This window comes from Microbacterium sp. MYb64 (genome assembly GCF_002979495.1).
In the GTDB taxonomy this organism is placed as follows: Bacteria; Actinomycetota; Actinomycetes; order Actinomycetales; family Microbacteriaceae; genus Microbacterium; species Microbacterium azadirachtae_A.
Window position 1 is genome coordinate 281,660 of sequence record NZ_PCOW01000002.1, and the last position, 25,405, is coordinate 307,064.

General features: G+C 70.2%; 25 protein-coding genes, 1 tRNA gene and 1 pseudogene. 14 read left to right on the plus strand and 13 right to left on the minus strand.

Features of this window, described 5'->3' with window-relative positions; translation table 11 throughout:
• Nucleotides 1-69: 69 nt before the first annotated feature.
• Genes CQ044_RS03470 through CQ044_RS03480 form a run of 3 tightly spaced genes read right to left on the minus strand, consistent with a single transcriptional unit; the run spans nt 70 to nt 2,332 of the window.
• Nucleotides 70-891 (minus strand): protein phosphatase 2C domain-containing protein, encoded by an 822-nt coding sequence (locus CQ044_RS03470; RefSeq protein ID WP_181158170.1) that lies wholly within the window; start codon nt 889-891, stop codon nt 70-72.
• Between the two features lie 11 nt (nt 892-902).
• Nucleotides 903-1,487, minus strand: a complete 585-nt coding sequence (locus tag CQ044_RS03475) for a hypothetical protein (RefSeq protein ID WP_105686851.1) — start codon at nt 1,485-1,487, stop codon at nt 903-905.
• Nucleotides 1,487-2,332, minus strand: a complete 846-nt coding sequence (locus CQ044_RS03480; protein ID WP_105686853.1) for an inositol monophosphatase family protein — start codon at nt 2,330-2,332, stop codon at nt 1,487-1,489. The genes CQ044_RS03475 and CQ044_RS03480 overlap by 1 nt, the downstream gene beginning before the upstream one ends.
• A gap of 164 nt (nt 2,333-2,496) precedes the next feature.
• Here CQ044_RS03480 and CQ044_RS03485 point away from each other — a divergent pair.
• From CQ044_RS03485 to CQ044_RS03495, 3 genes are all read left to right on the plus strand, one after another.
• Nucleotides 2,497-2,569: transfer RNA gene (locus CQ044_RS03485), tRNA-Lys, on the plus strand.
• Between the two features lie 325 nt (nt 2,570-2,894).
• A complete protein-coding gene (locus CQ044_RS03490; protein WP_105686854.1) occupies nt 2,895-3,551 on the plus strand; it encodes a hypothetical protein in 657 nt (218 codons plus the stop codon).
• 270 nt (nt 3,552-3,821) lie between these two features.
• Nucleotides 3,822-4,259 (plus strand): DUF6855 family protein, encoded by a 438-nt coding sequence (locus tag CQ044_RS03495; protein WP_105686855.1) that lies wholly within the window; start codon nt 3,822-3,824, stop codon nt 4,257-4,259.
• On the opposite strand, the gene CQ044_RS03500 is transcribed toward CQ044_RS03495, so the two are convergent.
• From CQ044_RS03500 to CQ044_RS03515, 4 genes are all read right to left on the minus strand, one after another.
• On the minus strand, nt 4,232-4,507 hold the full coding sequence (locus tag CQ044_RS03500; RefSeq protein ID WP_105687000.1) for a hypothetical protein: 276 nt from the start codon (nt 4,505-4,507) through the stop codon (nt 4,232-4,234). The two genes, CQ044_RS03495 and CQ044_RS03500, sit on opposite strands and share 28 nt — an antisense overlap.
• Before the next feature lie 100 nt (nt 4,508-4,607).
• Nucleotides 4,608-5,837 (minus strand): MFS transporter, encoded by a 1,230-nt coding sequence (locus CQ044_RS03505; protein ID WP_045273749.1) that lies wholly within the window; start codon nt 5,835-5,837, stop codon nt 4,608-4,610.
• On the minus strand, nt 5,834-6,265 hold the full coding sequence (locus tag CQ044_RS03510) for a MarR family winged helix-turn-helix transcriptional regulator (RefSeq protein ID WP_045273748.1): 432 nt from the start codon (nt 6,263-6,265) through the stop codon (nt 5,834-5,836). The genes CQ044_RS03505 and CQ044_RS03510 overlap by 4 nt, the downstream gene beginning before the upstream one ends.
• 181 nt (nt 6,266-6,446) lie before the next feature.
• Entirely contained in the window at nt 6,447-7,244 is a 798-nt protein-coding gene (locus tag CQ044_RS03515; RefSeq protein ID WP_105687001.1) for an IclR family transcriptional regulator, read from the minus strand.
• A 103-nt stretch (nt 7,245-7,347) separates the two neighbouring features.
• Between CQ044_RS03515 and CQ044_RS03520 the strand changes: the two genes are divergently transcribed.
• The 4 genes from CQ044_RS03520 to CQ044_RS03535 all read left to right on the plus strand — a co-directional run bounded on the left by CQ044_RS03520 (nt 7,348) and on the right by CQ044_RS03535 (nt 10,559).
• On the plus strand, nt 7,348-8,157 hold the full coding sequence (locus CQ044_RS03520) for a CoA transferase subunit A (RefSeq protein WP_105686857.1): 810 nt from the start codon (nt 7,348-7,350) through the stop codon (nt 8,155-8,157).
• A 1-nt stretch (nt 8,158) separates the two neighbouring features.
• Nucleotides 8,159-8,803: a 3-oxoacid CoA-transferase subunit B gene (locus CQ044_RS03525; RefSeq protein ID WP_181158171.1), complete on the plus strand. Its 645-nt coding sequence runs from the start codon at nt 8,159-8,161 to the stop codon at nt 8,801-8,803.
• Between the two features lie 2 nt (nt 8,804-8,805).
• Nucleotides 8,806-9,990 (plus strand): acetyl-CoA C-acetyltransferase, encoded by a 1,185-nt coding sequence (locus CQ044_RS03530; RefSeq protein ID WP_045273746.1) that lies wholly within the window; start codon nt 8,806-8,808, stop codon nt 9,988-9,990.
• A gap of 122 nt (nt 9,991-10,112) precedes the next feature.
• Nucleotides 10,113-10,559 (plus strand): GNAT family N-acetyltransferase, encoded by a 447-nt coding sequence (locus CQ044_RS03535; protein ID WP_105686858.1) that lies wholly within the window; start codon nt 10,113-10,115, stop codon nt 10,557-10,559.
• 42 nt (nt 10,560-10,601) lie between these two features.
• Here the strand turns inward: CQ044_RS03535 and CQ044_RS03540 are convergent, their stop codons facing one another.
• Nucleotides 10,602-10,886, minus strand: a complete 285-nt coding sequence (locus CQ044_RS03540; protein WP_105686860.1) for a hypothetical protein — start codon at nt 10,884-10,886, stop codon at nt 10,602-10,604.
• Nucleotides 10,887-11,065: 179 nt separating this feature from the next.
• Here CQ044_RS03540 and CQ044_RS03545 point away from each other — a divergent pair, with 179 nt between their 5' ends.
• From CQ044_RS03545 to ilvC, 6 genes and pseudogenes are all read left to right on the plus strand, one after another.
• Complete coding sequence (locus CQ044_RS03545) at nt 11,066-12,310, plus strand: MFS transporter (RefSeq protein WP_105686861.1); 1,245 nt, start codon at nt 11,066-11,068, stop codon at nt 12,308-12,310.
• Nucleotides 12,311-12,383: 73 nt separating this feature from the next.
• On the plus strand, nt 12,384-13,802 hold the full coding sequence (locus CQ044_RS03550; protein WP_105686863.1) for a trehalose-6-phosphate synthase: 1,419 nt from the start codon (nt 12,384-12,386) through the stop codon (nt 13,800-13,802).
• The gene (gene otsB / locus CQ044_RS03555; protein WP_105686865.1) at nt 13,799-14,590 is read left to right on the plus strand and encodes a trehalose-phosphatase; all 792 of its coding nucleotides are present in this window, start codon (nt 13,799-13,801) and stop codon (nt 14,588-14,590) included. The genes CQ044_RS03550 and otsB overlap by 4 nt, the downstream gene beginning before the upstream one ends.
• Before the next feature lie 421 nt (nt 14,591-15,011).
• Nucleotides 15,012-16,814, plus strand: coding sequence for an acetolactate synthase large subunit (locus tag CQ044_RS03560; RefSeq protein WP_105686867.1), 1,803 nt, complete (start codon nt 15,012-15,014; stop codon nt 16,812-16,814).
• A gap of 3 nt (nt 16,815-16,817) precedes the next feature.
• Nucleotides 16,818-17,327 (plus strand): acetolactate synthase small subunit, encoded by a 510-nt coding sequence (ilvN, locus tag CQ044_RS03565; RefSeq protein WP_045273739.1) that lies wholly within the window; start codon nt 16,818-16,820, stop codon nt 17,325-17,327.
• Nucleotides 17,328-17,396: 69 nt separating this feature from the next.
• Nucleotides 17,397-18,434, plus strand: a pseudogene (gene ilvC, locus CQ044_RS03570) (ketol-acid reductoisomerase); the annotation flags it as partial.
• A 68-nt stretch (nt 18,435-18,502) separates the two neighbouring features.
• On the opposite strand, the gene CQ044_RS03575 reads toward ilvC, so the two are convergent.
• The 4 genes from CQ044_RS03575 to CQ044_RS03590 all read right to left on the minus strand — a co-directional run bounded on the left by CQ044_RS03575 (nt 18,503) and on the right by CQ044_RS03590 (nt 23,336).
• Nucleotides 18,503-19,627 carry an ABC transporter ATP-binding protein gene (locus tag CQ044_RS03575; RefSeq protein ID WP_105686869.1) on the minus strand — a complete coding sequence of 375 codons (1,125 nt, stop codon included), beginning with the start codon at nt 19,625-19,627 and terminating at the stop codon, nt 18,503-18,505.
• Entirely contained in the window at nt 19,624-21,153 is a 1,530-nt protein-coding gene (locus tag CQ044_RS03580) for an iron ABC transporter permease (protein WP_258133144.1), read from the minus strand. Before CQ044_RS03580 ends, CQ044_RS03575 begins: the two co-directional genes overlap by 4 nt.
• A gap of 126 nt (nt 21,154-21,279) precedes the next feature.
• Nucleotides 21,280-22,332, minus strand: coding sequence for an iron ABC transporter substrate-binding protein (locus CQ044_RS03585; protein WP_105686872.1), 1,053 nt, complete (start codon nt 22,330-22,332; stop codon nt 21,280-21,282).
• 134 nt (nt 22,333-22,466) lie between these two features.
• Entirely contained in the window at nt 22,467-23,336 is an 870-nt protein-coding gene (locus tag CQ044_RS03590) for an amidohydrolase (protein ID WP_105686873.1), read from the minus strand.
• A gap of 75 nt (nt 23,337-23,411) precedes the next feature.
• Here CQ044_RS03590 and CQ044_RS03595 point away from each other — a divergent pair, with 75 nt between their 5' ends.
• Nucleotides 23,412-24,089, plus strand: a complete 678-nt coding sequence (locus CQ044_RS03595; RefSeq protein ID WP_105686875.1) for a FadR/GntR family transcriptional regulator — start codon at nt 23,412-23,414, stop codon at nt 24,087-24,089.
• Between the two features lie 186 nt (nt 24,090-24,275).
• Here CQ044_RS03595 and CQ044_RS03600 read toward each other — a convergent pair whose 3' ends face one another.
• Nucleotides 24,276-25,253 (minus strand): DUF559 domain-containing protein, encoded by a 978-nt coding sequence (locus CQ044_RS03600; RefSeq protein ID WP_146116730.1) that lies wholly within the window; start codon nt 25,251-25,253, stop codon nt 24,276-24,278.
• Nucleotides 25,254-25,405 lie beyond the last annotated feature (152 nt).

Consider the following 25,405-nt stretch of genomic DNA (forward strand, 5'->3'; position numbering starts at 1 on the left):
CGCTCTCGACAGTAGAAGGCCGCGAGGCGACGGGCAACTCGCCCACGCCGTGCGGAACCTGGGAGTGCGTCAGTCGAAGGATCCGACCACGATCGAGAGATCGTCGTGGATCTTGCCGTCGAAGTCGGATCGGGTGCGGAGTCCCTCTTCGCCGGCACGGATCTCGGCGGCCAGTCCGTCGAGTTCTCCGGATGCGGCTCTGAGCGCGAAGGAGGGCAGATCGTGCGCGTCCACGAGCTGGAACCCGCGCGTGCCACCGTCGGTGGCGGCGATCACAGCCGCGGTGTCGTCGATGGCCTGACGCCCGATGAGGGCCTGCTCCGCGACCTTCGGATCCGTCTGCGCGCACCAGAACCCGTCAGGGGAGTTGCGGCACTCTTCGAGAGCTCGCCAGCGGAGCGCCGCCCGTTCGTCCGGATGGGGATCGGCTGCAGCCGTGCGCGCGGACAGCAGCTCTCGGGTGCGCCGTGCCACCGAATGTTCGATGCGGTCGTCGGTGATCTCGTGCGCGCGGCCCGACACATCCCGCACCACGATCGACGCATCGCAAAGCACGAGATGCTCGATCTCCGCGCCATCGACGCGCCAGGCGGCGACCGTCGCGCTCGGCGAGCCGCCCTCGAACGTGCACGATCCGGCGTGCAGCGCGGTGACCTCGGCGATCGCTCCGGCAAGGGCGTCGCGCATCGGCGTGCCGCGATCGACCAGTCGCGCGCAGAACGCGTCGGCGAGGCGCCGCGCATACCAGGCCACGGTGTGCGTGCAGCCACGGCGCAGGTCTGCCGGGATCCCGGCGCCGTCGACCACGACGCCGATGCCGGTCGCCAGCGCGATCGCATCCTCGTTCTCCCGGTCGGGGGAGGCAGGAACGGTGAGAGAGGTCGTCCGCACGGGCATCCCGATCAACCCCGGGGGTCGATCAGGACCAGGCCCTGCTTCGTGTCGGACACGGTCACCCACCCCGGACCGAACAGGTAGGTCATGCCGTAGCCGTCCTCGTCCTGGCTGAGCGAGGCACGCGGGTCCGCCGTGATGTACACACCGCGAGCGCTGTCCTCGCGGATCCAGCCCGACGCGACCAGCTGCTCCTGGCGGGTCTTCGCCTCGGCGCCGGCGATCGGCGCCCAACCGTAGAGCAGGCCGCGGTCGGAGGCGATGGCCGGATCCGACCACAGGCACTCGATGCCGCCGGGCACGGGGTCGGGTCCGAAGGCGAAGTCGCGCTTCATCGCCGCCCAGCCCTGCTTGTGCAGGGCGGCGACCGTGTCCGAGGGGATCAGGGTCTCGCAACTCATCGAGGCCGGCGGCGTCGCCGGAGTGTCGGAAGACGGCGGGGTCGTCGTCGGTTCCGGGGCGATGCTCTTCGCCTCGGACGTGGGCTTCGTGCTCGGGGCGGGGGAGGGAGCGCCCCCGCTGCACGCCGTGGCTGCGGTGAGCACGCCGACGGCGAGCCCCAGCGGCAGGATCACGCGTGCGAGGAGGCGCATCAGGGGCCGGCCGGGCTCTGCTGTCCGACCGGGTCGGGCTGTGCGGCCGGCGCATGCAGCTGATCCAGGAAGGCGGAGTGCAGCACGCCGTTGGTGGCGAGCGCCGAGCGGCCTGCCAGCGTGGGCGTGCCGTCGAACGCGGTCGCCGTGCCGCCCGCCTCGGCGACGATCGCGAACGCCGCCGCGATGTCGTACTCCTTGACGTCGAATTCGGCCACCATCTCGAGACGGCCCTCGGCGAGCATCATGTACGAGAACACGTCACCGTAGGCGCGGTCGCGCCACACCCGGCGGCTCAGGGCGACGAGCGCGTCGAGGTGTCCGGCCTCGTCCCACTGCGCGATGCTCTGGAAGCTCACGCTCGCATCATCCAGGCTGGCGACGTCGGAAACGCGGATCGCGCGCGGCTCGGCATCGGTCGACGCCCAGGCGCCGAGACCGGGGGCAGCCCACCAGCGCCGGCCGAGCGCGGGCATGCTGACGACGCCGACCTTGGCCACTCCGTCGATGGCGAGGCTGATCATGGTTCCCCACATCGGCACGCCGCGCAGGAAGTTCGCGGTGCCGTCGATCGGGTCGATGACCCACTGCCGGTGGGCGTCGCCCGACGTTCCGAACTCCTCGCCGAGGATCCCGTCCTCCGGTCGCTCGGCCTGCAGGATCTCGCGGAGCGCGCGCTCGGTCGCCAGGTCCGCATCGGTGACGTGGGAGCGGTCGGCCTTGAGCGACACGTTCAGGTCGGCGGCGTCGAAGCGCGGCAGCGACTGCGCATCGGCGGCATCGGCAAGGCGGAGAGCGAGGTCGAGGTCGCTCTGGAAGTCTGCGTCGGCGCGGGTCTCAGTCACGCCTCAAGGATATGCGGCGTCAGCGTCCGCACCCGGGGCGAACGCGGCCCAACGCGCACTCCGGGCGGACGACACGCCAGGGATGCACACGGACGCGGCGTCGATTTCGCTTCCATCGGATCCGCTGGTAATGTGATTCCTCGGCCGGGGAACTGGCCCGCCACGCACCTCTAGCTCAATCGGCAGAGCAACTGACTCTTAATCAGTGGGTTCTCGGTTCAAGTCCGAGGGGGTGCACTGAATAGCCCTGATAGATCTCGCCATCTATCAGGGCTTTTCTGCTTCCGCGATCCGTCCGCGTCTCCGTGGCCGCGTGACACCTGGGTGCACGGAAAGCGGATGCCCCCGCGATCCTCCGCCGTTCCTGCGCGTGATCGAGCTCGGCCGTCCACGCCGCTCTTGCTCAGGAGGGTGCGGCGCCTTCTTGCCCGGTGACGTTCAGCGCCTGTCGCCACAAGCGCGTCATGAATCGACACTCGACGCGTCTCAGTACATGCGAGAACTCTCGCCCCGTCCCGGTCACGGGCGGGAACTGGGGAACAACTGGGGAGGGCATGTGCCCATGAAGAGCGAGAACAAGGCGCCGGAACGAGAAGGTATCCAGCGCAGGACGGTCATCAAGGGTGCCGCGTGGGCGGTGCCCGTCATCGCCGCCGCCACGGCGCTGCCGCACGCGGCGGCCTCTGCCGCGTGCGCCGTCACCGTACCGGGGTGGTCCGGATGGAGCACCGGTCACACCGGCAGCTTCTCGGCGGGCACGTGCGGAAATCCGCAGCCCGAGTCGAACGGGATGTGGTGGCAGTGGTGCGATGCGAGCACGACGTCGAACTACACGCTGACCAAATGCGCCACCGTGACGATGGTCGCAGGAAAGACGTACACGATCACCTTCACGACTCAGGCCAACAGGTCGAACCCGCTGCCTGATTCGCCCGCCAACCTGGTCCTCGCCATCGGCGGAGCACAGGCCTGGGCGGGATACACGGTCGGCTCCACGGGAAAGAGCGCCAATCCCGGAGGCACCAACGTCCATCAGCTGACCACGGCCGGCAACGGGAGCAACTTCACCAACCAGACCTGGACGGTCTTCTACACGGCTCCGACGAGCGGCGACGTGCTGATCTGTTACACCTGGACGGCGTTCCAGCGCACCTCCGCGAACGGAAGCGCGTCGACGGACGACATCGGAACCTCGCTGCCCGCGATCGCCTGCAGCTAGCGCTCCAGAACTCGGTCGAAGAAACGCGAGAGTTCGCGTCATCGATCGGGCTTCGCGGCGTCTCACCTGTGCATGGCTAGCGCGCCGTCGAGAATCCCAGAGTCCCGACGGCGCTTTCCCACTAGCCGTGTCGCCATTGGGGGATGGCGGGTGCGGCCGGACTGTCCCCCGGCCGCACCGTTCCCTGAACGCAGGACCGGTGCCGCCGCACGAGGATCGCGGTCGGCCCGAGACCTCGCCGTCGCCTGCCGCGCTCAGTAGACTCGCGCCATGACCGATGGGGATGGGACTGCCGAGAACCCCTGGCAGCTGCGCACGGCGCCGGGCTCGAGCGAATACACGATGTACCGCGACGGCGACGAGCTCGTCTGCCAGGTGGGCTCGACCACGCTGCGCTATCAGTCGAGGGCGATCGAGGATCTGCACGCCTGGCTGGTCGCCCAGGGCGACTGGGTCGCGCTGGGCGCCGCGGACGAGCAGAAGCCGGCGGCCGAAGGAACGGTGGAGTCGTTCGGCCGTGCCGAGGACAATCCCGTCGGCGGCTGGTATGGCCTCCGCAAGGGCTATCGCGGGCGATTCGGCATGTACCTGCCGCCGCTGCTCGAGCAGCTCGGTCTGGTGGAACTGGAGCACAACGCGCGGAACAACCGCGTGCGCGCGCTGAGCGCGCCCCTGCGAGTTCAGGCGACCCGCACCGAGAGCAGCTGATATCCGTCCGGCACCTTCGCCTCGAGCGCGGCCATGTCGTCGGCTTCGATCTCCTGCACGCCGTCGCGGCGCACGATCGTGCCCTCCGCGGTGAGGATCGTGTCCTTCTTCGCCATCGCGACCGGGGCGGACGCGACCTGCCACCCCTCCGGGGTCTCGGCGGCGAGCAGATCCTGGATCTCGTCCAGTTCCTCGGCCTGCACGGTGTGGGTCTTGGACTCGACGGGGCGCATGAGACCGATCAGCATGTCTCCAGCGTAGAGCCCGCCGCCGACGACGAAGCCCGCCCCGCGCACCGTTGTGCGGGACGGGCCGTTCGCGGCACCCGTTCGGGTCGGGTGCGGATCCTCAGGCGGCGTCGCCGATGAGGATCGCCTCCGCATCCTCCGCGGCGTCGTGCGAGCCGCGATCGATGTGTGCGAGCGCGCGACGGCCGAACAGCACCACGAGCGCGGCGATCAGCACCGAGACCCCCGCGAACAGGTACGGGACGGTGTCGCCCCAGAGGTGCGACAGGAGCGCCGCGAGGGGAGGAGCCACGGCGCCGCCGATGAAGCGCACCGCGGAGTAGGCCGACGAAGCGACAGAGCGGGGCAGATCCGTCGCCTCCATGACCGCCTCGGTGAGCACCGTGTTCATGATGCCGAGCAGTAGACCGCCGACGATGATGCAGATCACGAGCGCCATCGGGATCGCCACCAGGATCCCGGCCACGATCAGATCGATCGCCAGCAGCGGCAGCACGAACAGGATGATCCGAGTGATCGGCATCCGGCGCAGCAGGATCGGCGCCACCCAGACGCTCGTGACCGCGAGCGCGATGCCCCAGCCGAAGAACGTCAGGCCGATCCCGATCGCGCTGAATCCGAGCGGGAACGGGGAGAACGCCAGCAGCACGAAGAAGCCGATGTTGTAGAACAGCGCAGCGATGGCCAGCACGCCGAGCGCGGGACGTCCGAGCGCCTTGAACGGCGCCGAGAAGGGCACGGGCTCGCGCTTCTCGAACGGGCCGCGGAGCAGCGTCAGCACGGCGATGAAGCCGATCGCCATGAGTACGACGACGCCGAAGAACGGACCCTGCCAGGCGACCTCGCCGAGGAGTCCGCCGAGCAGCGGGCCGATCGCGATACCGAGGCCGAGGGCGGCCTCGTAGAGGATGATGGCGGCACTGGATCCGCCGCTCGCCGCTCCGACGATGGTCGCGAGCGCGGTCGAGATGAACAGCGCGTTGCCGAGACCCCAGCCGGCGCGGAAGCCGATGATCATGTCGACGCTGCCGCTCAGTGCGCACAACAGGGCGAACACCACGATGAGCGAGAGACCGATGAGCAGGGTGGCCTTGGCGCCGATGCGGCTGGAGATCCAGCTCGTGAACAGCATCGCCACGCCGGTGACGAGCAGGTAGCTGGTGAACAGCAGCTCGGTCTGCACCGGAGTCGCCTTGAGCGATCCGGCGATCGCGGGGAGGATCGGGTCGACCAATCCGATGCCCATGAACGCGACGACGCAGGCGAAGGCGACCGCCCAGACCTGTGCGGGCTGTCGCCAGATCGATACCGAGGAACCGGTGGAATTCAACGTGCTGTCCTTTCCAGAAGCGAATGCGTGTGCAGGATCTCGGCGGCGCGGGAGAGGTGCTCCCAGTCCGCGTCGTCGAGGTCGCTGAATCGCGGAGCGAGGATCCGCTGGATCTCGTCGCGCCAGGCGTGCAGGGCGGTGCGCCCCTCCGCCGTGATCGTGACGACCGTGGCGCGGGAGTCCTCGGGGTCGGGGGAGCGCAGCACGAGACCCTCGTGCTCGAGCTGGCCGAGCATCCGGGTCATCCCGGGCTGCGTCGTGCGACTGGCTCGCGCCAGCTCGCCGACCCGCTGCCCGTTGTCGCCGTCGAGAAGGCTCAGGGCCCGCCACTGCGCCGCAGGAGCGTCGTTGCCGGCCTCCTGTGCGGCGATCCGGGTGAGCGCGTGCGTCGAGAAGACGATCGACTGCAGGATCTCTCCGTGATTCATACCAGAAGTATATATCCGTTGGTATGTAATCGGCAAGGCGCTGCGTGCTCCCGTCGCGAAAGATGCCGCTCAACGCCGCGCAGAGCGATAACCTGTGCGACGGGAGCGAGCTGGTGCCGCGGTCCGGTGAGCGGAGGCGCGGCTCGGCGGGCGGAGGATCCACTCGGCGGGGTGCCTCCACTCAGCGCGAGGCGCGGCCGGCGATCCGGGCGGAGAGCTGATGGGCGTGCGCGAGCAGGGTGCGCCCGAGCATGGGCAGGCGATCGGGGCCGAACCGGAACTCCACACCCGTGAGGCTCAGCGCCCACTCCGGACGGCCGTCGCGGTCGAACACTGCGGCGCCCATGCCCCAGCTGCCCTCGACGATCAGGCCGGGGTTCACGGCGTACCCCCGCGCCTTCGTCTCCGCCAGACGTCGGCGCAGCGGAGTCTGGGCGTGCGTGCGCCCCCAGCGCTCGCCGAGTTCGGGGTGGCGAGCGAGATACGCATCCACATCGTGGTCAGGCAGGAACGAGAGGATCGCGAGCCCGGCGCTTGCGACACCGAGCGGGAACCGCACGCCCTCGCTGAGCACGAAGGAGCGGATGGGGAAGGCCCCCTCCTCGCGCAGCAGGCATACGGTCTCGTCCGCCCTGCGCACCGAGAGGAACGCACTCTCCTCGGTCTTCACGGCCAGGGAGCGGACGATGTCGCGCGCGAGCTCGGTGATGTCATAGCGGGCCGCGGCCACTGTTCCCATGAGGTAGAGCTCCGGGCCGGGCATCCAGAGAGCGGTCTGCGGATCCTGATCGACGAGGCCCTCCGCGCGCAGCGCCGACAGCAGCCGGTGCACAGTCGAACGGCTGAGCCCCGAGGTCGCGGCGAGCCGCTGGAGCGCGGCGCCGTCGGGGGAGGCGGTGACGAGGCGGAGCAGCTCGGCGGCGCGCGCGATCGCCTGGGCTCCGGGGACAGAGCGTTTGGCCGAGGGAGGCTGTTCCATGATGTGGACGCTACCGACGGCGATGCCCACATCGCAAGCACGGGCTTGAACCCCCTGTCGACCGGGCGCACAGTGGAACGTATCCCACACGAAGGAGTGGCGCGTGATCGACAAGAAATGGGCTTGCGCGGCGGACGCGGTGGCCGACATCCCGGACGGGGCCTCGCTCGCCGTCGGCGGATTCGGGCTCTCCGGGAACCCGAGCGCGCTGATCGAGGCGCTGCTCGCGCAGGGCACGTCCGGGCTCAGCGTGGTCAGCAACAACTGCGGTGTCGACGACTGGGGGCTCGGGCTGCTGCTCGGCGCTCAGCGGATCCGCAAGATGACCTCCTCCTACGTGGGGGAGAACAAGGAGTTCGAGCGCCAGTTCCTGTCCGGTGAGCTGGAGCTCGAACTGACGCCGCAGGGGACGCTCGCCGAGAAGCTCCGCGCCGGCGGATCCGGCATCGCCGCCTTCTACACGCAGACCGGCGTCGGAACCCAGGTCGCGGAGGGCGGCCTGCCGCGGCGCTACGCCGCGGACGGGTCCGTCGCGATCGCGTCGCCCGCCAAGGACGTGCGCACCTTCGAGATGCACGGGCAGTCGCGCGAGTTCGTGCTCGAGGAAGCGATCACCACCGACTTCGCGCTCGTGCACGCCGCGCTCGGCGACCGGCACGGCAACCTGATCTTCAACAAGGCCGCACGCAACTTCAACCCCCTCGCCGCGATGGCAGGGCGCATCTGCATCGCCCAGGTCGAGCGGCTCGTCGAGCCGGGGGAGCTGGATCCGGATCAGGTCCACCTGCCGGGTGTGTATGTGCACCGTGTGGTCGAGGTCGGATCCGACATCGAGAAGCGCATCGAGCGGCGCACCGTGCGCCCTTCGACGAGCTCAGGGACCGGATCCGGTTCCGGGAACGGGGAGGTCTGACATGGCGCTCACACGCGACGAGATGGCGGCGCGCGCCGCTCGCGAGCTGTCCGACGGCTCCTACGTGAACCTCGGCATCGGGCTGCCCACGCTCGTGCCCAACTACGTGCCGGATGGCGTGACCCTCGTGCTGCAGTCCGAGAACGGCATCCTCGGCGTCGGCCCCTATCCCGCCGAGGACGCGGTCGACCCCGACCTCATCAACGCCGGCAAGGAGACCGTCACCACGTTGCCCGGCGCGGCCTTCTTCGACTCGGGGCTCAGCTTCGGCATGATCCGCGGCGGCAAGATCGACGCCGCGATCCTCGGCGCGATGCAGGTGAGCGCCACCGGTGATCTCGCGAACTGGATGATCCCCGGGAAGATGGTCAAAGGCCCGGGCGGCGCGATGGACCTCGTGCATGGGGCAGGATGCGTGATCGTGCTCATGGAGCACGTCGCCCGCGACGGGTCCGCGAAGATCGTGGACGAGTGCTCGCTGCCGCTCACGGGCCGCGCGGTGGTGCATCGGATCATCACGGATCTGGCGGTGATCGACGTCACGCCCGACGGTCTGCGGCTCGTGGAGCTCGCACCAGGGGTGAGTGTGCAGGATGTGAAGGATGCGACCCAGCCGACGCTGCTGGTCGCGGAAGGACTGGAGTGATCATGAGTGCAGACGACATCGTCATCGTCGCGGCGGCGCGCACGCCGCAGGGGCGTCTGAAGGGTCAGCTGGCCTCCTTCACGGCGCCGCAGCTGGGATCCCTCGCGATCCGCGGTGCGCTCGAGCAGGGCGGGGTCGACCCTGCGGAGATCGACGCCGTCATCGTCGGGCAGGTGCTGGCCGCCGGCTCAGGGCAGAACGCCGCGCGTCAGGCTGCGATCGGAGCGGGCATCGGATGGGACGTGCCATCGCACTCCGTCAACAAGGTGTGCCTGTCGGGGCTGACCGCCATCATCGATGCCGCGCGGATGATCCGCACCGGAGATGCCCTCACGGTGGTCGCGGCCGGCATGGAGTCGATGACGCGGGCGCCGCACCTGATGATGGGTTCGCGCGACGGCTGGACCTACGGATCCGTCGAGGTGCTCGACCACATGGCGTACGACGGGCTCACCGATGCCTATGACAAGGAGAGCATGGGCGCGTCGACCGAGCGCCACAACCCGCGCTTCGGGCTCACCCGTGAGGCGCAGGACGAGGTCGCGGCGCGGTCGCACCAGCGCGCGGCCGCGGCTCGCGATGCGGGTGTGTTCGAGGGCGAGATCGTGCCTGTCAGCGTGCCCCAGCGGCGCGGCGAGCCGGTGGTCCTGACGTCGGACGAGGGCATCAGGCCGGAGACGACCGTCGAGACGCTCGCGGGTCTGCGCCCGGCGTTCGCCGAGGGCGGTTCCATCACGGCCGGCAACTCCTCGCAGATCTCGGACGGCGCCTCGGCGGTCGTCGTGACCACGCGCGCCAACGCCGAGGCCAAGGGCTGGCCGGTCCTCGTCGCGGTCGGCGCCAGCGGGCAGACCGCCGGCCCCGACAACTCTCTCCAGGAGCAGCCGGCGAACGCCATTCAGCGGGCGCTGGACAAGCAGGGGATCACCGCTGCGGATCTGGATCTTGTCGAGATCAACGAGGCCTTCGGGGCCGTGGTCGCGCGCTCCGAGGCCGCGCTCGGCCTGGATCCGGAGATCGTCAACGTGCACGGCGGCGGGATCGCGATCGGCCACCCGATCGGCGCGAGCGGCAACCGGCTGGCGGTGCACATGGCGCACGAGCTGGTGCGTCGCGGGTCCGGCACCGCGGTGGTCGCGCTGTGCGGCGGTGGCGGTCAGGGGGAGGCGCTCATCCTCACGCGCTGAGGCGGATCTCGCGCGCTGCGCTTTCAAGCACTGCTCCCGTCACGATTGATGCTGCTCAGACTCGCTCAGAGCGGCATCGATCGCGACGGGAGCGGGTGCGGGCGCTCCCGTAGGATCGGCGCATGACGACGATCCGGGCTCTGACGGCGGCCGACCGCGACGACTGGCTGCCGCTCTGGCAGGCGTACCTGACGTTCTACGAGTCGGTCCTCGCTGAGGACGTCACCGCGTCGACCTTCGCGACGATCGTGGATCCGGCGGGAGCCATCCAGGGGGCGATCGCCCGCGACGACGATGGCCGCGCGGTCGGGATCGTGCACTGGTTCGCGCATCCGGCGACGTGGTCGAAGACCGGCTACACCTACCTCGAGGACCTCTTCGTGGATCCGTCCGTCCGCGGAGGCGGTGTCGGACGCGCGCTGATCGCGTATGTGACGGACGCCGCCCGCGCCGCAGGCAGCGACAAGGTCTACTGGCTGACCGCGGAGGGCAATGCCACCGCACGTGCGCTCTACGACCGGGTCGCCGAGCGCAGCGGATTCATCCACTACCAGATCGATCTCGGCTGACAGCCTCGCCGGTCCCTGAGCCTGTCGTAGGGCGCTGCCGGGTCAGGCCTTGTCGGCCTTGCGCTGCGCCTTGAGCTCGGCTTTGAGCTCCTTCCTCGCGCGCTTGTACTGCACGGGTGCGACGGGGGAGTCGTAGGCGACGGACTCGCCGCGCTCGTCCCGGCGGTAGTCGACGATCGCGCCGACGGCGAGGACGATCGTGATGCCCCAGCTCAGCCACGCCAGCACGGCGCGCCAGGTGATCGGTGCGTCGCGCGTGCCGCGCAGCAGCGCGATCCCGCTGGTGATCGCGCCGAACAGGCCGCTCGCGAAGAGGTAGTTGCGCATGGGATCGAGTCTAACCAGCGCGCTTCGGGACCCGCAGGATCCGCCGCCCGGAAAGCCCGGCCGCTCGGTACACTGGGCCGATCACCGTTGTGCATTACCGGCCGCCGGCTCTTCCGGCGGAAAGCGGCGGCACCTGACTGCGTCCCCCTCGTGCGGCGACGCCAGAGACCTGTTCCGCAATGACCACTTCGCGCACCTCGTCCATCCCCGCCGCCCCGAGCCTGTTCCGCAGGGTCGGGCTGCCCTACTTCGTCATCGCCTTCATCGCCAGGCTGCCGTTCGCGATGATGGTCGTCGGCGTGCTCACCGTCGTCGTCGCCGCCCGCGAGTCGGTCGCTCTCGGCGGGCTCACGTCCGCCGCCGTCGGCATCGGGACCGCGTGTTTCGGCCCGCTGCTGGGCGCCGCCGCCGATCGCCGCGGCCAGCGGATCGTCCTCGCCGTCGTCGCGGTCGCCAACGCCGTCGCACTCGTGGGGTTCACCCTGGTCGTGTACTCCTCGGCCGCCGAGCCGTTCGTGCTGCTGAGCGCGTTCGCGATCGGAGCCACGGCCCCGCAGGTCTCCCCGATGTCGCGCTCGCGGCTGGTCAGGATCATCGCCGAGCGCGTGCCCGCAGACCGCCGTGCGCGTACGACGTCGTCGACGATGTCGTACGAGTCCGCCGCCGACGAGACCGTGTTCGTGTTCGGCCCGTTCCTCGTGGGCGTGCTGGCGACCGCGATCGCTCCGTGGATGCCGCTCGTGATCGCTGCCGGCCTGATCCTGGTCTTCGTGGGCGCCTTCGCCCTGCACCCCACCGCCGCCCACGTCTCCTCGCAGCGCGGCGCCGACGGTCGAGCCACCTCGCAGGTCTCCGAGCTGTTCCGGCCGCGGCTGCTCGTCGTGGTGCTCGGCATGCTCGGCGTGGGCGTGTTCTTCGGCGCGATGCTCACCTCGCTCACCGCGTTCATGACGGAGCACGGCCGTCCCGAAGAGGCGGGGCTGCTCTACGGAGCGCTCGGCGTCGGGTCCGCGATCCTCGCCCTCGGCGTCGCGTTCCTGCCGGCGCGATTCACCCTTCCCGCCCGCTGGCTGCTGTTCGCGGGTATCCTCTTCGGTGGCAGCCTCGGACTGCTCTGGGTGCATGAGCCCCTCGGAATGCTCATCGCGCTCGCGGTGATGGGCTGCGGGATCGGCCCGACGCTGGTCACCCAGTTCAGCCTGGGCGCCGCCTTCGGCCCCGTGGACCGGTCGGCCACGGTCATGACGATGCTCGGATCCGCGATGGTGGTCGGGCAGGCGATCGGCGCCGTGTCGGCCGGGCAGGTCGCCGATGCCGCGGGAGCCCAGGCGTCGCTCGTGCTGCCCGTGTGCGCGGCGGCCCTGGTGCTGCTCGCCGGAGTCGTGAACGCGGTGCTGGCACGGGGCGGACGCGCCGCGTCCTGACGCGGGACGACGCCGACGCGCCCCGTGTGACTAGCCTGGAGGAGGCATCCCCGCTGCCGTGAGGAGCGTTCCCATGACTTCGTCCACACCCACCGCCTCGTTCGTGATCATCGCGAACCGGCTTCCGGTCGATCGCGTGCCGGGCCCCGACGGCGAGGTGATCTGGCGTCGCTCACCCGGCGGGCTCGTGGCCGCTCTCGAACCCGTGATGCAGTCCGTCGACGGCGCCTGGGTGGGCTGGGCAGGGCAGCCCGACGTCGATCTCAAGCCCTTCACGGAGGACGGCATCCGGCTGCTGCCGGTGGCCCTCTCGACGCAGGACGTCGAGGAGTACTACGAGGGCTTCTCGAACGACACGATCTGGCCGCTCTATCACGACGTGATCTCCTCTCCGCAGTACCACCGCGAGTGGTGGGACGCCTACGTGCGCGTGAACCGCCGCTTCGCGGAGCGTGCCGCGAGCGCGGTCGCCGAGGGCGGCACGGTATGGGTGCACGACTACCAGCTCCAGCTCGTGCCGGCCATGCTGCGCGAACGCCGCCCCGATGTCACGATCGGCTACTTCCACCACATCCCGTTCCCGGCGCACGGGCTGTACGCCCAGCTGCCCTGGCGGAATCAGGTGCTGCAGGGCCTGCTCGGCGCCGATGTCGTCGGATTCCAGCGCGCGCAGGACGCGACGAACTTCCTCACCGCCGTGCGCCGACGGCTGCGGCTCGACGTCAAGGGCTCCACGGTCTCCGTGCCCGACGGCGGCCCGCGCACGGTGGTCGCCCGGGCCTTCCCGATCTCGATCGACACGACGCCGTACACGGAGCTCGCCGCCCGCGCCGACGTGCGCGCCCGCGCCGCGGAGATCCGCGAGGGACTCGGCAGCCCGAAGAAGATCCTGCTCGGGGTCGATCGCCTCGACTACACCAAGGGGATCCGGCACCGCATCAAGGCGTTCGGCGAGCTGCTGGACGAGGGCAGGATCTCCGTCGAGGACGTCACGCTCGTGCAGGTCGCCAGCCCCAGCCGCGAGCGGGTGGACGCCTATGTGCAGCTGCGGGACGAGATCGAGCTGGCCGTGGCCCGCATCAACGGCGATCACGACACCATGGACCACACGGCGATCCGGTACCTGCACCAGGGATTCCCGCGCGAGGAGATGGTCGCCCTGTACCTGGCTGCCGACGCGATGCTGGTGACGGCCCTCCGCGATGGCATGAACCTCGTCGCGAAGGAGTACGTGGCCACCCGCGGAGATCACCGGGGCGTGCTCGTTCTCAGCGAGTTCACCGGCGCCGCCGATGAGCTGCGCCAGGCGGTGCTCGTGAACCCGCATGACATCGAGGGGCTCAAGGACGCGATCATGCAAGCCGTGGAGATGCCGCCGCGGGAGCAGTCCCGACGCATGCGGGCCCTGCGCAAGCGGGTGCTGGAGAACGATGTCAACGCCTGGTCGCGGGACTTCCTCGCGGCCCTCGAGAACGTACGGAGCGCACGATGACCCGCGACTGGACCGTCGCCGCAGAGACCGACCCCGCCCTCGCCGCGATCGCGGGCACCCCGCGCCTGCTCGTGGCGCTCGACTTCGACGGCACGGTCTCGCCGCATGTGACCGACCCGATGTCCGCGCGGGCGCTGCCCGCGGCCGCAGTCGCCGTGAACCGCCTCGCCGCGTTGCCGGAGACGTTCGTGGCGTACGCGTCGGGGCGGAGCCTGCACGACCTGCGCGAGATCACCGAGCACGAGGACGGATCCCGGATCCTGCTCGCCGGATCCCACGGCGCGCAGTTCTGGTTCCCCGACACGGGCGAGGAGACCGACCTCTCCACCGAGCCGGTCGACCGCGCCGAGGTCATCGACGAGCTGCGCGCGCTGATCGCGGATCTCGACGGCGTCGTCTACGAGCCGAAGACGTTCGGGTTCGGTGTGCACACCCGCACCGCCGCACCAGGGCAGGAGGAGCTGGCCTTCGTGCGCGTCGAGAAGTGGGCGCCCGAGCGGATCCCCACGTGGCGACGGCGCACGGGTCATCACCTCCGCGAGTACTCCTGGCGGGACGAGGGCAAGGACGCCGCGCTCTCGCGGCTGCGCGCGCACGTCGGCGCCACCGCCGTGCTGTTCGCCGGCGACGACGTCACCGACGAGGACGGCATGCGCACACTCGGCGGTGCGGATCTGGGTGTGCGGATCGGCACGGGCGAGACCGCGGCGACGCTGCGGGTCGCGGATCCGGCGGCGTTCGCCGTGCTGCTGGATGCCCTGGCGGACGCCAGAGCAGCCGCACAATAGACTGCTTCCATGCGCGCTCAGCACGGATCCGATCGTCGGTCCGTCGTGCGCGCGGGCGGGCACGACGCCGATCATGGGTTAGGCTTGATGCACGTTCGAACCGGGGCAGGCACAACCGGATCCCGGATCGGACGCAGAGCTCCGGTGGTCTCGCAGACCGCCGGGCGCGATGGTGATCTGATTCGGGTCGATATCGCGGCTCGTGCTCCCGATGCACTCGTCGAGACGCCTGAGCCGGGCTCATGCCGCGACGGCGTCCGTCGCGGATCAGAGCCGACTTCTCCGCGCTGCACCCGAGGCGTTCCAGCCCAGCATTCCCGACCCCTGCGCTCCGCCCCTCGCGGACCGGGTCGGAGAGTCGTCCGCGACGGGGCATCGTCCCGCCGCTTCCGTCGATCGTTCACCATCGCAAGGAACCTTCATGACCGCTGATACCGCTCCAGCCGTCCCGCGTCCGCCCGCCCGTCCGGCGGCGGCGCCCCTTCTCACCGGCGCCCAGGCCGTCGTGCGCTCCCTCGAGCTCCTCGGCGTCACCGACGTCTTCGGCATTCCCGGCGGCGCGATCATGGAGGTCTACGACCCCCTGATGGCGTCGACCGAGCTGCGCCACATCCTGGTGCGCCACGAGCAGGGCGGCGGCCACGCCGCCGAGGGCTACGCGACCGCGTCCGGCAGGGTCGGCGTGACCATCGCCACCTCCGGCCCCGGTGCGACGAACCTCGTCACCGCGATCGCCGACGCCTACATGGACTCGATCCCGATCGTGGCGATCACCGGCCAGGTGTTCTCCCGCCTGATGGGCACGGACGCGTTCCAGGAGGCCGACATCGTCGGCATCACGATGCCGATCACCAAGCACTCGATCCTGGTGAAGACGCCGGAGGACATCCCCGGCGCGATCGCCGCGGCGTTCGAGATCGCCTCCACCGGCCGACCGGGCCCGGTGCTCGTGGACATCACCAAGGATGCACAGCAGGCCACGGCTCCGTTCGTGTGGCCGCCGAAGTACGACCTGCCCGGCTACCGTCCCGTGACCAAGGCGCACGGCAAGCAGATCCAGGCCGCGGCCACGCTGCTCGCCGAGGCCAAGAAGCCGGTGCTGTACGTGGGCGGCGGCATCATCCGCGGTCGCGCGTCCGCCGAGCTGCTGACGCTCGCCGAGCTCACCGGCGCGCCCGTGGTCACCACGCTGATGGCCCGCGGCGCCTTCCCCGACTCGCACCCTCAGCACGTCGGCATGCCGGGCATGCACGGCACGGTCCCGGCCGTGCTGGCGCTGCAGGAGGCCGACCTCCTGGTTGCGCTCGGCACCCGCTTCGACGACCGCGTGACCGGCAAAGCCGAACTGTTCGCTCCGGACGCGAAGGTCGTGCACGTCGACATCGACCCCGCAGAGATCTCCAAGATCCGCACGGCCGATGTGCCGATCGTGGGCGGCGTCCGCGAGGTCATCACCGATCTGGAAGCGGCGTTCCGCGGCCTCCTGGGCGGCGCCAAGGGCGACATCGAGGAGTGGTGGGCCTACCTCGACGGACTGCGCGCAGAGTTCCCGCTCGGCTACACGCAGCCCGAGGACGGCCTCATGTCCCCGCAGCACGTGATCCAGCGGATCGGCGAGCTCACCGGACCCGAGGCGGTCTACGCGGCCGGCGTCGGCCAGCACCAGATGTGGGCGGCGCAGTTCATCAAGTACGAGCGTCCCAACTCCTGGCTGAACTCCGGCGGCGCCGGCACCATGGGATACGCCGTTCCTGCGGCCATGGGCGCCAAGGTCGCGGAGCCCGACCGCGTGGTGTGGGCGATCGACGGCGACGGCTGCTTCCAGATGACGAACCAGGAGCTCGCGACCTGCGTCATCAACGACATCCCGATCAAGGTCGCGATCATCAACAACTCCTCCCTCGGCATGGTCCGCCAGTGGCAGACCCTGTTCTACGAGGGCCGGCACTCGAACACCGACCTGAACACCGGTCACGGCACGATCCGGATCCCCGACTTCGTCAAGCTCGCCGAGGCCTACGGCTGCCTCGCGATCCGGGTGGAGAAGGAGGAGGAGATCGACGCCGCCATCAAGCTCGCGCTCGAGACGAACGATCGCCCCGTCGTGATCGATTTCGTCGTCAGCGCCGATGCCATGGTGTGGCCGATGGTGCCGCAGGGCGTGAGCAACAGCTACATCCAGTACGCGCGCGACCACGCGCCCGCCTTCGACGAGGAGGACTGATCCATGTCCACGCATGTGCTGAGCCTCCTGGTGGAGGACACCCCTGGCCTCCTGACCCGCGTCGCCGGCCTGTTCGCGCGTCGCGGCTTCAACATCGAGTCGCTCGCCGTGGGCGTGACCGAGGTCCCGGGGATCTCCCGGATCACGGTCGTCGTCGACGTCGAGGAGTTCCCGCTCGAGCAGGTGACCAAGCAGCTGAACAAGCTGATCAACGTCATCAAGATCGTCGAGCTCGAGCAGAACGCATCCGTGCAGCGCGAGCACATGCTCATCAAGGTGCGCACGGACAACAACTCCCGCTCGAACGTGCTGGAGGTCGTGAACCTCTTCCGTGCGTCCGTCGTGGACTACGCGCCCGAGGCGCTGGTGGTCGAGGTCACCGGCGACAAGGGCAAGGTCGACGCCCTGCTGCGGGCGCTCGAACCGTTCGGCATCAAGGAGATCGCGCAGTCCGGCCTTCTCGCGATCGGCCGCGGCGGCAAGAGCATCACCGAGCGCGTGCTGCGCGGCTGACACAGAACCACCCCTGCTTCTTCGCCCGGTTGCTGAGCGAGCGAAGCGAGACGAAGTCACAACAAGGAGAAACACACAGTGAGCACCGAGATCTTCTACGACGCAGACGCAGACCTGTCGATCATCCAGAACAAGAAGGTCGCGATCGTCGGCTACGGCTCGCAGGGCCACGCGCACGCGATGAACCTGCGCGACAGCGGTGTCGAGGTCACGATCGCCCTCAAGGAGGGCTCCGCCTCGATCGCCAAGGCGTCCGAGGCCGGCTTCGCGGTCAAGACCGTCGCCGAGGCCACCCAGTGGGCCGACCTCATCATGATCCTCGCGCCGGACCAGCACCAGCGCGGCATCTACAGCGAGTCGATCGCGCCGAACCTGGCCGCGGGCAAGACCCTGGCCTTCGCGCACGGCTTCAACATCCGCTTCGGCTACATCGACGCGCCCGAGGGCGTCGACGTGATCCTGATCGCGCCGAAGGCCCCCGGGCACACCGTGCGCCGCGAGTTCGTCGCAGGCCGTGGCATCCCCGACATCATCGCCGTCGAGCGCGACGCCACGGGCACCGCCTGGGCGACTGCGCTGTCGTACGCGAAGGCGATCGGCGGCACCCGCGCCGGCGTCATCAAGACGACCTTCACCGAGGAGACCGAGACCGACCTGTTCGGCGAGCAGGCCGTCCTCTGCGGTGGCATGAGCCACCTCGTGCAGGCCGGCTTCGAGACCCTCACCGAGGCGGGCTACCAGCCGCAGATCGCCTACTTCGAGGTGCTGCACGAGCTCAAGCTCATCGTCGACCTGATGTGGGAGGGCGGCATCGCCAAGCAGCGCTGGTCGATCTCCGACACCGCCGAGTTCGGCGACTACGTCTCGGGCCCGCGCATCATCGACGCCGGTGTCAAGGACCGCATGAAGGAGGTCCTCGCGGACATCCAGTCTGGCGCCTTCGCCACCCGGTTCATCGAGGACCAGGACAACGGCGCGACCGAGTTCCTCGCCCTTCGCGAGAAGGAGCAGGGTCACCCGATCGAGGCCACCGGCAAGGAGCTGCGTGCGCTCTTCGCCTGGAAGTCGCAGGACGAGGACTACGTCGAGGGCAGCGCTGCACGCTGACCCGCGGTCCACGTGAGAACGGGCGTCCCTTCGGGGGCGCCCGTTCTTCGTTCCCGACCCCGGCGGCGCTACGCCGGGAAGACCACGCCCTCGCCGACCACGCGCAGGGCGATGCGCTGCCCGGGACGCGTGAGCGCGGCGTTGGCGTGCCGGATCGTGATCAGCGGAGGCTCCGGATCGAGGCGCGGATCCGCGTCGGCGCGCGGTTCGAGCCTGATCCGCGCCGACGTCTCGGATCCGAAGTACACGCCTTCCTCGACCGTCGCACGGATCGGCGAGTCGGCGACGAGCTGCACCTGCTCCGGGCGCAGCATGAGCCGCACGCGCCCTCGCGCCGGCGGGTTGCGCACCGGGACGTAGCCGAGCGCGCAGGACGCGAGGGATCCGTCCAGCCATGCGTCCAGGACGATCGCCTCGCCCAGGAACTCCGCCACCCCGCGATCCGCCGGGCGTGTGTAGACGACGAACGGGTGCCCCGTCTGCACCAGGCGGCCGTCGCGCATCACGGCGACCTGGTCCGCGAAGCTCAGCGCTTCGGACTGGTCGTGCGTGACCAGGATGGTCGTGGTCCCGGCATCGGTGAGGATTCGTGCGACCGCCTCGCGGGTCGCGGCACGCAGGCCGGTGTCGAGCGCGGAGAACGGCTCGTCCAGCAGCATCAGCTCTGGTTCGCGGGCGAGCGCACGCGCGATCGCGACGCGCTGCTGCTGCCCTCCGGAGAGCTGATCGGGGCGGCGCTCCGCGACGTCGTGCGGGAGCGAGACGAGATCGAGCAGCTCGGCCACCCGCCGCGCACGTTCCGTGCGGCCGAGGTCGTCCAGGCCGAAGGAGATGTTGCGTGCGACGGTCAGGTGCGGGAAGAGGCCGCCGTCCTGGGTGACGTAGCCGATGTCACGGCGGTGCACGGGCACCCATGCGCCGGGACCCGCGACCGTGGCGGAGCCGAGCACGACCTCGCCCTCATCGGGGCGCTCGAAGCCGGCGATGATCCGGAGCAGCGTGGTCTTGCCCGATCCCGAGGCGCCGACGACCGCGGTGATGCCGCCGCTCTGCACGGCGAGGTCCACCCCGTGCAGCACCCTGTGACCGCCGTACGAGGCGGTGACGCCGGCGACCTGCAGGTGCGCGGTCGGCAGCGGGCCCGTGCCGGGGGAGGGTACGGCGCCGAGGGATCCGAGGTTGTGTGCGGTCATGCGGTCTCCGCGGTCGTGGGGGCGGATGTCGCCGGGGCGGGGCCGGCGGAGGCGTCCGCGCGGGAGAGCACCGCGGACTGCCGGAACAGCAGGTAGGTCATCGGTGCCGAGAGCAGGATCAGCAGCGTCGCGTACGGCGCGGCGCCCGCGAAGTCGATCTCGCTCGACAGGCTCCAGAACCGTGTGGCGAGCGTCTGCACGCCGATCGGCGAGAGCAGCAGGGTCGCCGTGAGCTCGCCGGCCACGGCGAGGAACACCATCGCCAGGGCGGCGGCCGTGGCGGGAGCCACGAGGCGCAGGGTCACGCCGAAGAAGGCCCGCAACGGGCGGCGCCCGAGGGCTTGCGCGGCCTCCTCCAGGCTCTGCGGCGCCTGGGCGATCCCCGCCTGCAGCGGCACCAGGGCACGGGGCAGGAACAGCAGCGCGTAGGCGAGGAGCAGCAGCGCGGTGGTCTGATACAGCGCCGGCACGAAGAAGAGCGAGACGGTCACGAGCGCGAGGGCGAGCACGATGCCCGGCATCGAGCTCGTGATGTAGTTCGTCCGCTCCAGCAGCCGGCTGAACGGTCCAGGATGCCGGACGGCGAGCCAGGAGAGCGGGAACGCCGCGATCACGGTGACGAGGCCGCCGCCGAGGGCGAGGCCGAGGGTCTGCAGCAGCGTCGGCAGGAGATCGGGCGCCATCCAGACCGCGCCGCCGCCGTAGGCCAGCCATCCGCCGATCACGACCGCGGGCACTCCGAGCGCGGCGATGCCGAGTGCGAGCAGGCCGACCTGCGCGGGGACCTGCCATCCGCGCAGCCGGATCCGCCGGGGCGGCGCCGCGGTGCCGGATCCGATCCGCGCGTAGCGCGCCCGGCCGCGGGCGCGGCTCTCCAGCAGGAGCAGCGCGAAGCACAGCAGCATCAGCACGCCCGAGAGCATGCTGCCCGCGGAGCCGTTGAACGTGGACCGGTACTGGTCCATGATCGCGGTCGTGAAGGTGTCGAACCGGATCAGGGCGAATGCGCCGTACTCGCTCAGCAGGTGGAGTCCGACGAGCAGCGCGCCGCCCAGCAGCGCGAGGCGCAGCTGCGGCAGCACCGTGCCGAAGAACACGCGCACGGGACCGCGGCCGAGGCTCGCGGCGGCCTGCTCGAGCGCGGGATCCAGCCGGGCCAGCGCTGCGCGCACCGGCAGGTACACGAGGGGGAAGTACGACAGCGTCGCGAGCAGCACGCCGGATCCGAGTCCGGCGAGCGAGGGGATCGCCGAGACCCAGGCGTAGGAGTTCACGAACGCGGGGATCGCCAGGGGCATCGCGAGCACCGCGCCCCACGCGCCGGCGCCCGCGAGCGAGGTGCGCTCGACGAGCCAGGCGCCGCCGACGCCGATCACGGCGCACAGCGGCACGGTGATCGCGACCAGCAGCACGGTGTTCGTGAGCAGTTCGCCGACGCGCGGCCGGAAGATCAGCGCCGCCGATTCTGCCCAGCCGATCTGCGCCGCCGTCGCGACCACGAACACCAAGGGCAGCAGCGAGAGCACGGCGACCGCGACGCCGGCGGCGATGACGACCCACGACCGCCCGCTCCGGGAGACGCCGCGGGGCGGCCGGAGCTGTCGCGCTCCGGCCGCCCGTCGGGAGGTGGTCGTCGTGGTGATCTCTGCGCCTTAGAGCAGGCCCGCCTGGGTCATCAGATCGGTGACCTGCTTGGAGTTCAGCGTAGCCGGGTCGATGGTCGGCGCCTGCAGGTCCTTGAGGGGAACGAGCTTCGGGTTGGCGGCCACGCCGGATCCGACCGGGTACTCGAACGACGTGCCGGTCTGCAGGATCTTCTGGCCCTCGGCGCCGGTGACGAACGCGAGGAACTTCTGCGCCGCGGCCTGGTGCTTGCTCGACTTCAGCACGCCGCCGCCGGACACGGACACGAACGCGCCGGGATCCTGGTTCTTGAAGTAGTGCAGCTGCACGTTCTTCGAGTTCTCACCCGTCTGCGCCTGGTCGCCGAACCAGTAGTAGTGGTAGATCACGGCACCGTCGATCTCGCCCGCGTTCACGGCCTTCATCGCGGTGGAGTTGCCCTTGTAGGCGACCGAGTTCGTCTTCATGGCCTTGAGCCATTCCTCGGCGGCGTCGGCGCCCTTGAGCTGCACGAGCGCGGAGACGATGGCCTGGAAGTCGGCGCCGGACGGGGAGGCGGCCCAGCGGCCCTTCCACGACGGGTCGGCGAGATCCATGAGGGACTTCGGCAGCTGCGCCTCCGTGAGCTTCGCCGTGTTGTAGGCGAACACGGTCGAGCGGGCGGCGATGCCGACCCATTTGCCGGAGGACGGACGGTATTCGGTCGGGACGTTCTTCAGCGCCTCATCGCCCGGCGAGGCGAACAAGCCGGCCTTCTCGACCGCCGACATCGAGGGCGAGTTCTCGGTGAGGAACACATCCGCGGGGGAGCGGTCGCCCTCCTGGATGAGCTGCTGCGACATCTCGGTGTCGTCGCCGTTGCGGACCTGCACCTTGATGCCGGTCGCCTTCGTGAACGCGTCGGTCCACGACTTCGTGAGCTCCTCGTGCTGCGCGTTGTAGATCGTGATGGTCTGGCCGGCGAGGTCGTCGCCGCCGGCCGTGCTCGACGTCGGCGTCGAGGAGCCGCTGCAGGCGGTGAGCGCGAGGGCGACGGCGGAGGCCGCCGCGGCAGCGGAGAGCAGTCGGAGGGAACGGTTCACGGAGAGTCCTTCGTGGAGGGAGAGGCGCGGAAGTCGCGAATCACATAGTAGGTAAGGCAAGCCTCACTCAACAACTTGATGACCCTGCTGTGAACGGGACCTGGCTCGTCGCGGAAGGGTGCGCCCGGCGCGGCTCACGCCACGCCGTAGAACCGGGCGGCGTTGCCCCAGAGGATCGCGTCGACGTCGAGGCCGCGCTCGTCGGCCCACTCCGCCACCGTCCGGGCCCAGAGGCTGCGGCTCTCGGGGCGATACTCCTGCGGGTCGCCCGCGACGGCCGAGACGGGCCAGTCGCCGCCCCACAGCAGCCGCTCGGATCCGAATGCCTCGGCGGCCGCATCGAGGAAGGGGATCACCTGCGCCGGGCTCCAGAACCCGCCGGCCTCCGCCGGCAGCCCGGACAGCTTGACGGAGACCTGCGGATGCGTCGCCAGGTCGCTCAGATCGCTCAGCCAGTCGGAGGTAGGGCGGAGCGGATCCGCCGCCGTGCCGATCGCGGGCTTACCGAGGTGGTCGAGCACGATCGGCAGTGCGGGCACCGCCGCCGCGAGATCGGAGACGTCGGAGAGCTGGCGGGCGCGCACGCAGGCGTCGAAGCGGAGCCCGCGCGCGGCCAGCACCGCCGCACCGGTGCGGAACGCCTCGCTGCGTGCCGTGCCGTCGGGTTCGCCCTGCAGGTTGTGCCGCACCCCGACGACCCCTTCGAGGTCGGCGAGCGCGTCGAGGTGCGCGATCGTCCGCTCGCCGCGATCGAGACGTGCGCCCGCGACGATGCCCACGACGCCCGTGAGTGCTGCGGTCTCGGACACCCAGCGCACCTCGTCGAGGAACTGCGACTCGACGCACTCGGCCTGCACGAAGATCGCCGCCGCGCGTTCGGCGCCATCGACGCCCGCTTGCTCGAGCTCTTCGGCGGCGAAACGCTGTGCCAGTGCGCCGGCGAGCCACTCGTAGTCGAGGCGGGACGGATCCCAGAGATGCAGATGGGAATCGAGGAGGCGCATGGTGACATCCTTTCGCAGATCAGGGCGCGAGCGGCGCAGACATCCGATGTTCGCAGAAGCCCATAGGATGACGCCATGGCAGTCACCGACGAGGCGATCGAGAAGATCAAAGCGATGATCGTGTCGGGCGAGCTCGGCCCCGGCGACCGGTTGCCCCCGGAGAAGGAGCTCGCGGAACGGCTCGGCCTGAGCCGCAACTCGATGCGGGAGGCCGTCAAGGCGCTCGAGGTGATCCGGGTCCTCGATGTGCGCCGCGGTGACGGCACCTATGTGACGAGCCTCGAGCCGCACCTGCTTCTCGAGGCGATCAGCTTCGTCGTCGACATGCACGACGACGACTCGCTGCTCGAGCTGTTCGCGGTGCGCCGCATGCTCGAATCGCAGGCCACGGGCCTTGCCGCCTCGCACGGAGACGACGAGGCGATCGCCGCACTCCAGGCCGAGATCGACGGGATCGATGCGGGCGTCTCGATCGACGACCTCGTCGCGCACGACATCCGCTTCCATCGGGAGATCGTGCGGATGACCGGCAACGGCTACCTCGCGAGCCTCATCGACAGCCTCTCGAGCCAGACCATCCGCGCGCGGGTGTGGCGGGGTCTCACGGAGCAGGGCGCCGTGGAGCGCACGCTCTCGGAGCACCGCGCCATCGCCGACGCGATCGCGCAGCACGACCCGTCGCTCGCGACCTCGCTCGCGACGGCGCACATCGCGGGCGTGGAGCGCTGGCTGCGCCAGGCCACCCAGGGCTGAGCCCGGCTCGCCTCCCGTGGGTGGGCTGGATCCGTTCGTCCCGTGGGTGGGCTGGATCCGTTCGTCCCGTGGGCGGGCTTGGCATGTTCCCGTCGCGAATGGTGCCGCTCTGAGCCCGCGAGAGCGACTTCTTTCGCGACGGGAGCGCGGCGGGAGTGGCCGTTTTCGCGACGGGAGCGCGGCGGGTCAGCCGAGGAGGGCGCGACGGATCCGGCGCAGTAGTTCGCCCTGGTTGGAGAAGAGGGCTGCGGTGACCTCGATCACCGTCCACCCGGCGGCACGGAGGGCAGCGATCCGCTCCACGTCCCGCGCGTACCGTGAGCGATGCAGAACCCCGTGGTACTCGATCGCGATCCTCCGCTCCTGATACGCGAGGTCGACGCACCCCAGGAAGCGGCCGCGAGAGTCGTAGACGTCGTGATTGAGCGTGGGCTCCGGCAGCCCGGCGAACACGATGAGGCAGCGCAGTGCGGACTCCCGGGGAGACCAGGAATCCTCGCGAACGAGTTCCACGGCTTCGCGGAGCCGGACGATTCCCACGCGCCGCCCGGACCCGATCGCGAGGCGGAACTGATCGAGCGTCGCCAGCGCGGGACGACCCGCGTCGGGCCGTCCAGGGCCGTCGCGCCAGGCGCGGCAGAAGTAGTCGCCCAGGGCGACGAGATCCACGAGCGGCAGGGTTCCGAGCGACGCCCATGTGCTGGCAGGAGACGCGACGGGGATCCCGTCGAGCATGCGGGTTGAGGTCGTCTCGGCACGGGCGCGATGTCCGACGATTCCCGAGGCTCGTACGAGCGGCGCGGTGCCGAAGACGCCGATGTGCACGGGAAGCCGATCTCCGGGGATCGCGATCCCGTCCTTCGTGGCGAGCGGCAGCGGCGCTTGCCAGAGGGCCGCCGCGGATTCTTTGCAGAGGAACTGCCCGTCACGCAGCCGCGGAGCGCACGCACGGATCCGGCTCAGCCGCTCGCGCGCCTGCCGGGCGAAGGGATCCTCGTCCTCATCCGGGTCGAGGTCGTCGTCGCCGGGCTGGGTGCGGATGCCGTGGAACGGGCGTCCGAGGTCGGATCGGCGCAATCGTCCGGCTCCGACACCCGCCGCGACGGCATCCCGCACGTGGAAGGCCCTGCCGAGCCCTTCGGGCAGCCTCCGTGGAGTTCTCATCCCGGCACTCTGACAGCATGTGCGCGCCGACGAGCCGGTTATCCACAGCCCCGGTCGCGCGCCGTTCGCGCGGCGCCGGCGAACACCCGCTCCCGTCGCAGAAGAGGCCGCTCTGAATGCGAAATAGCGGCTTCGTTTGCGACGGGAGCGGG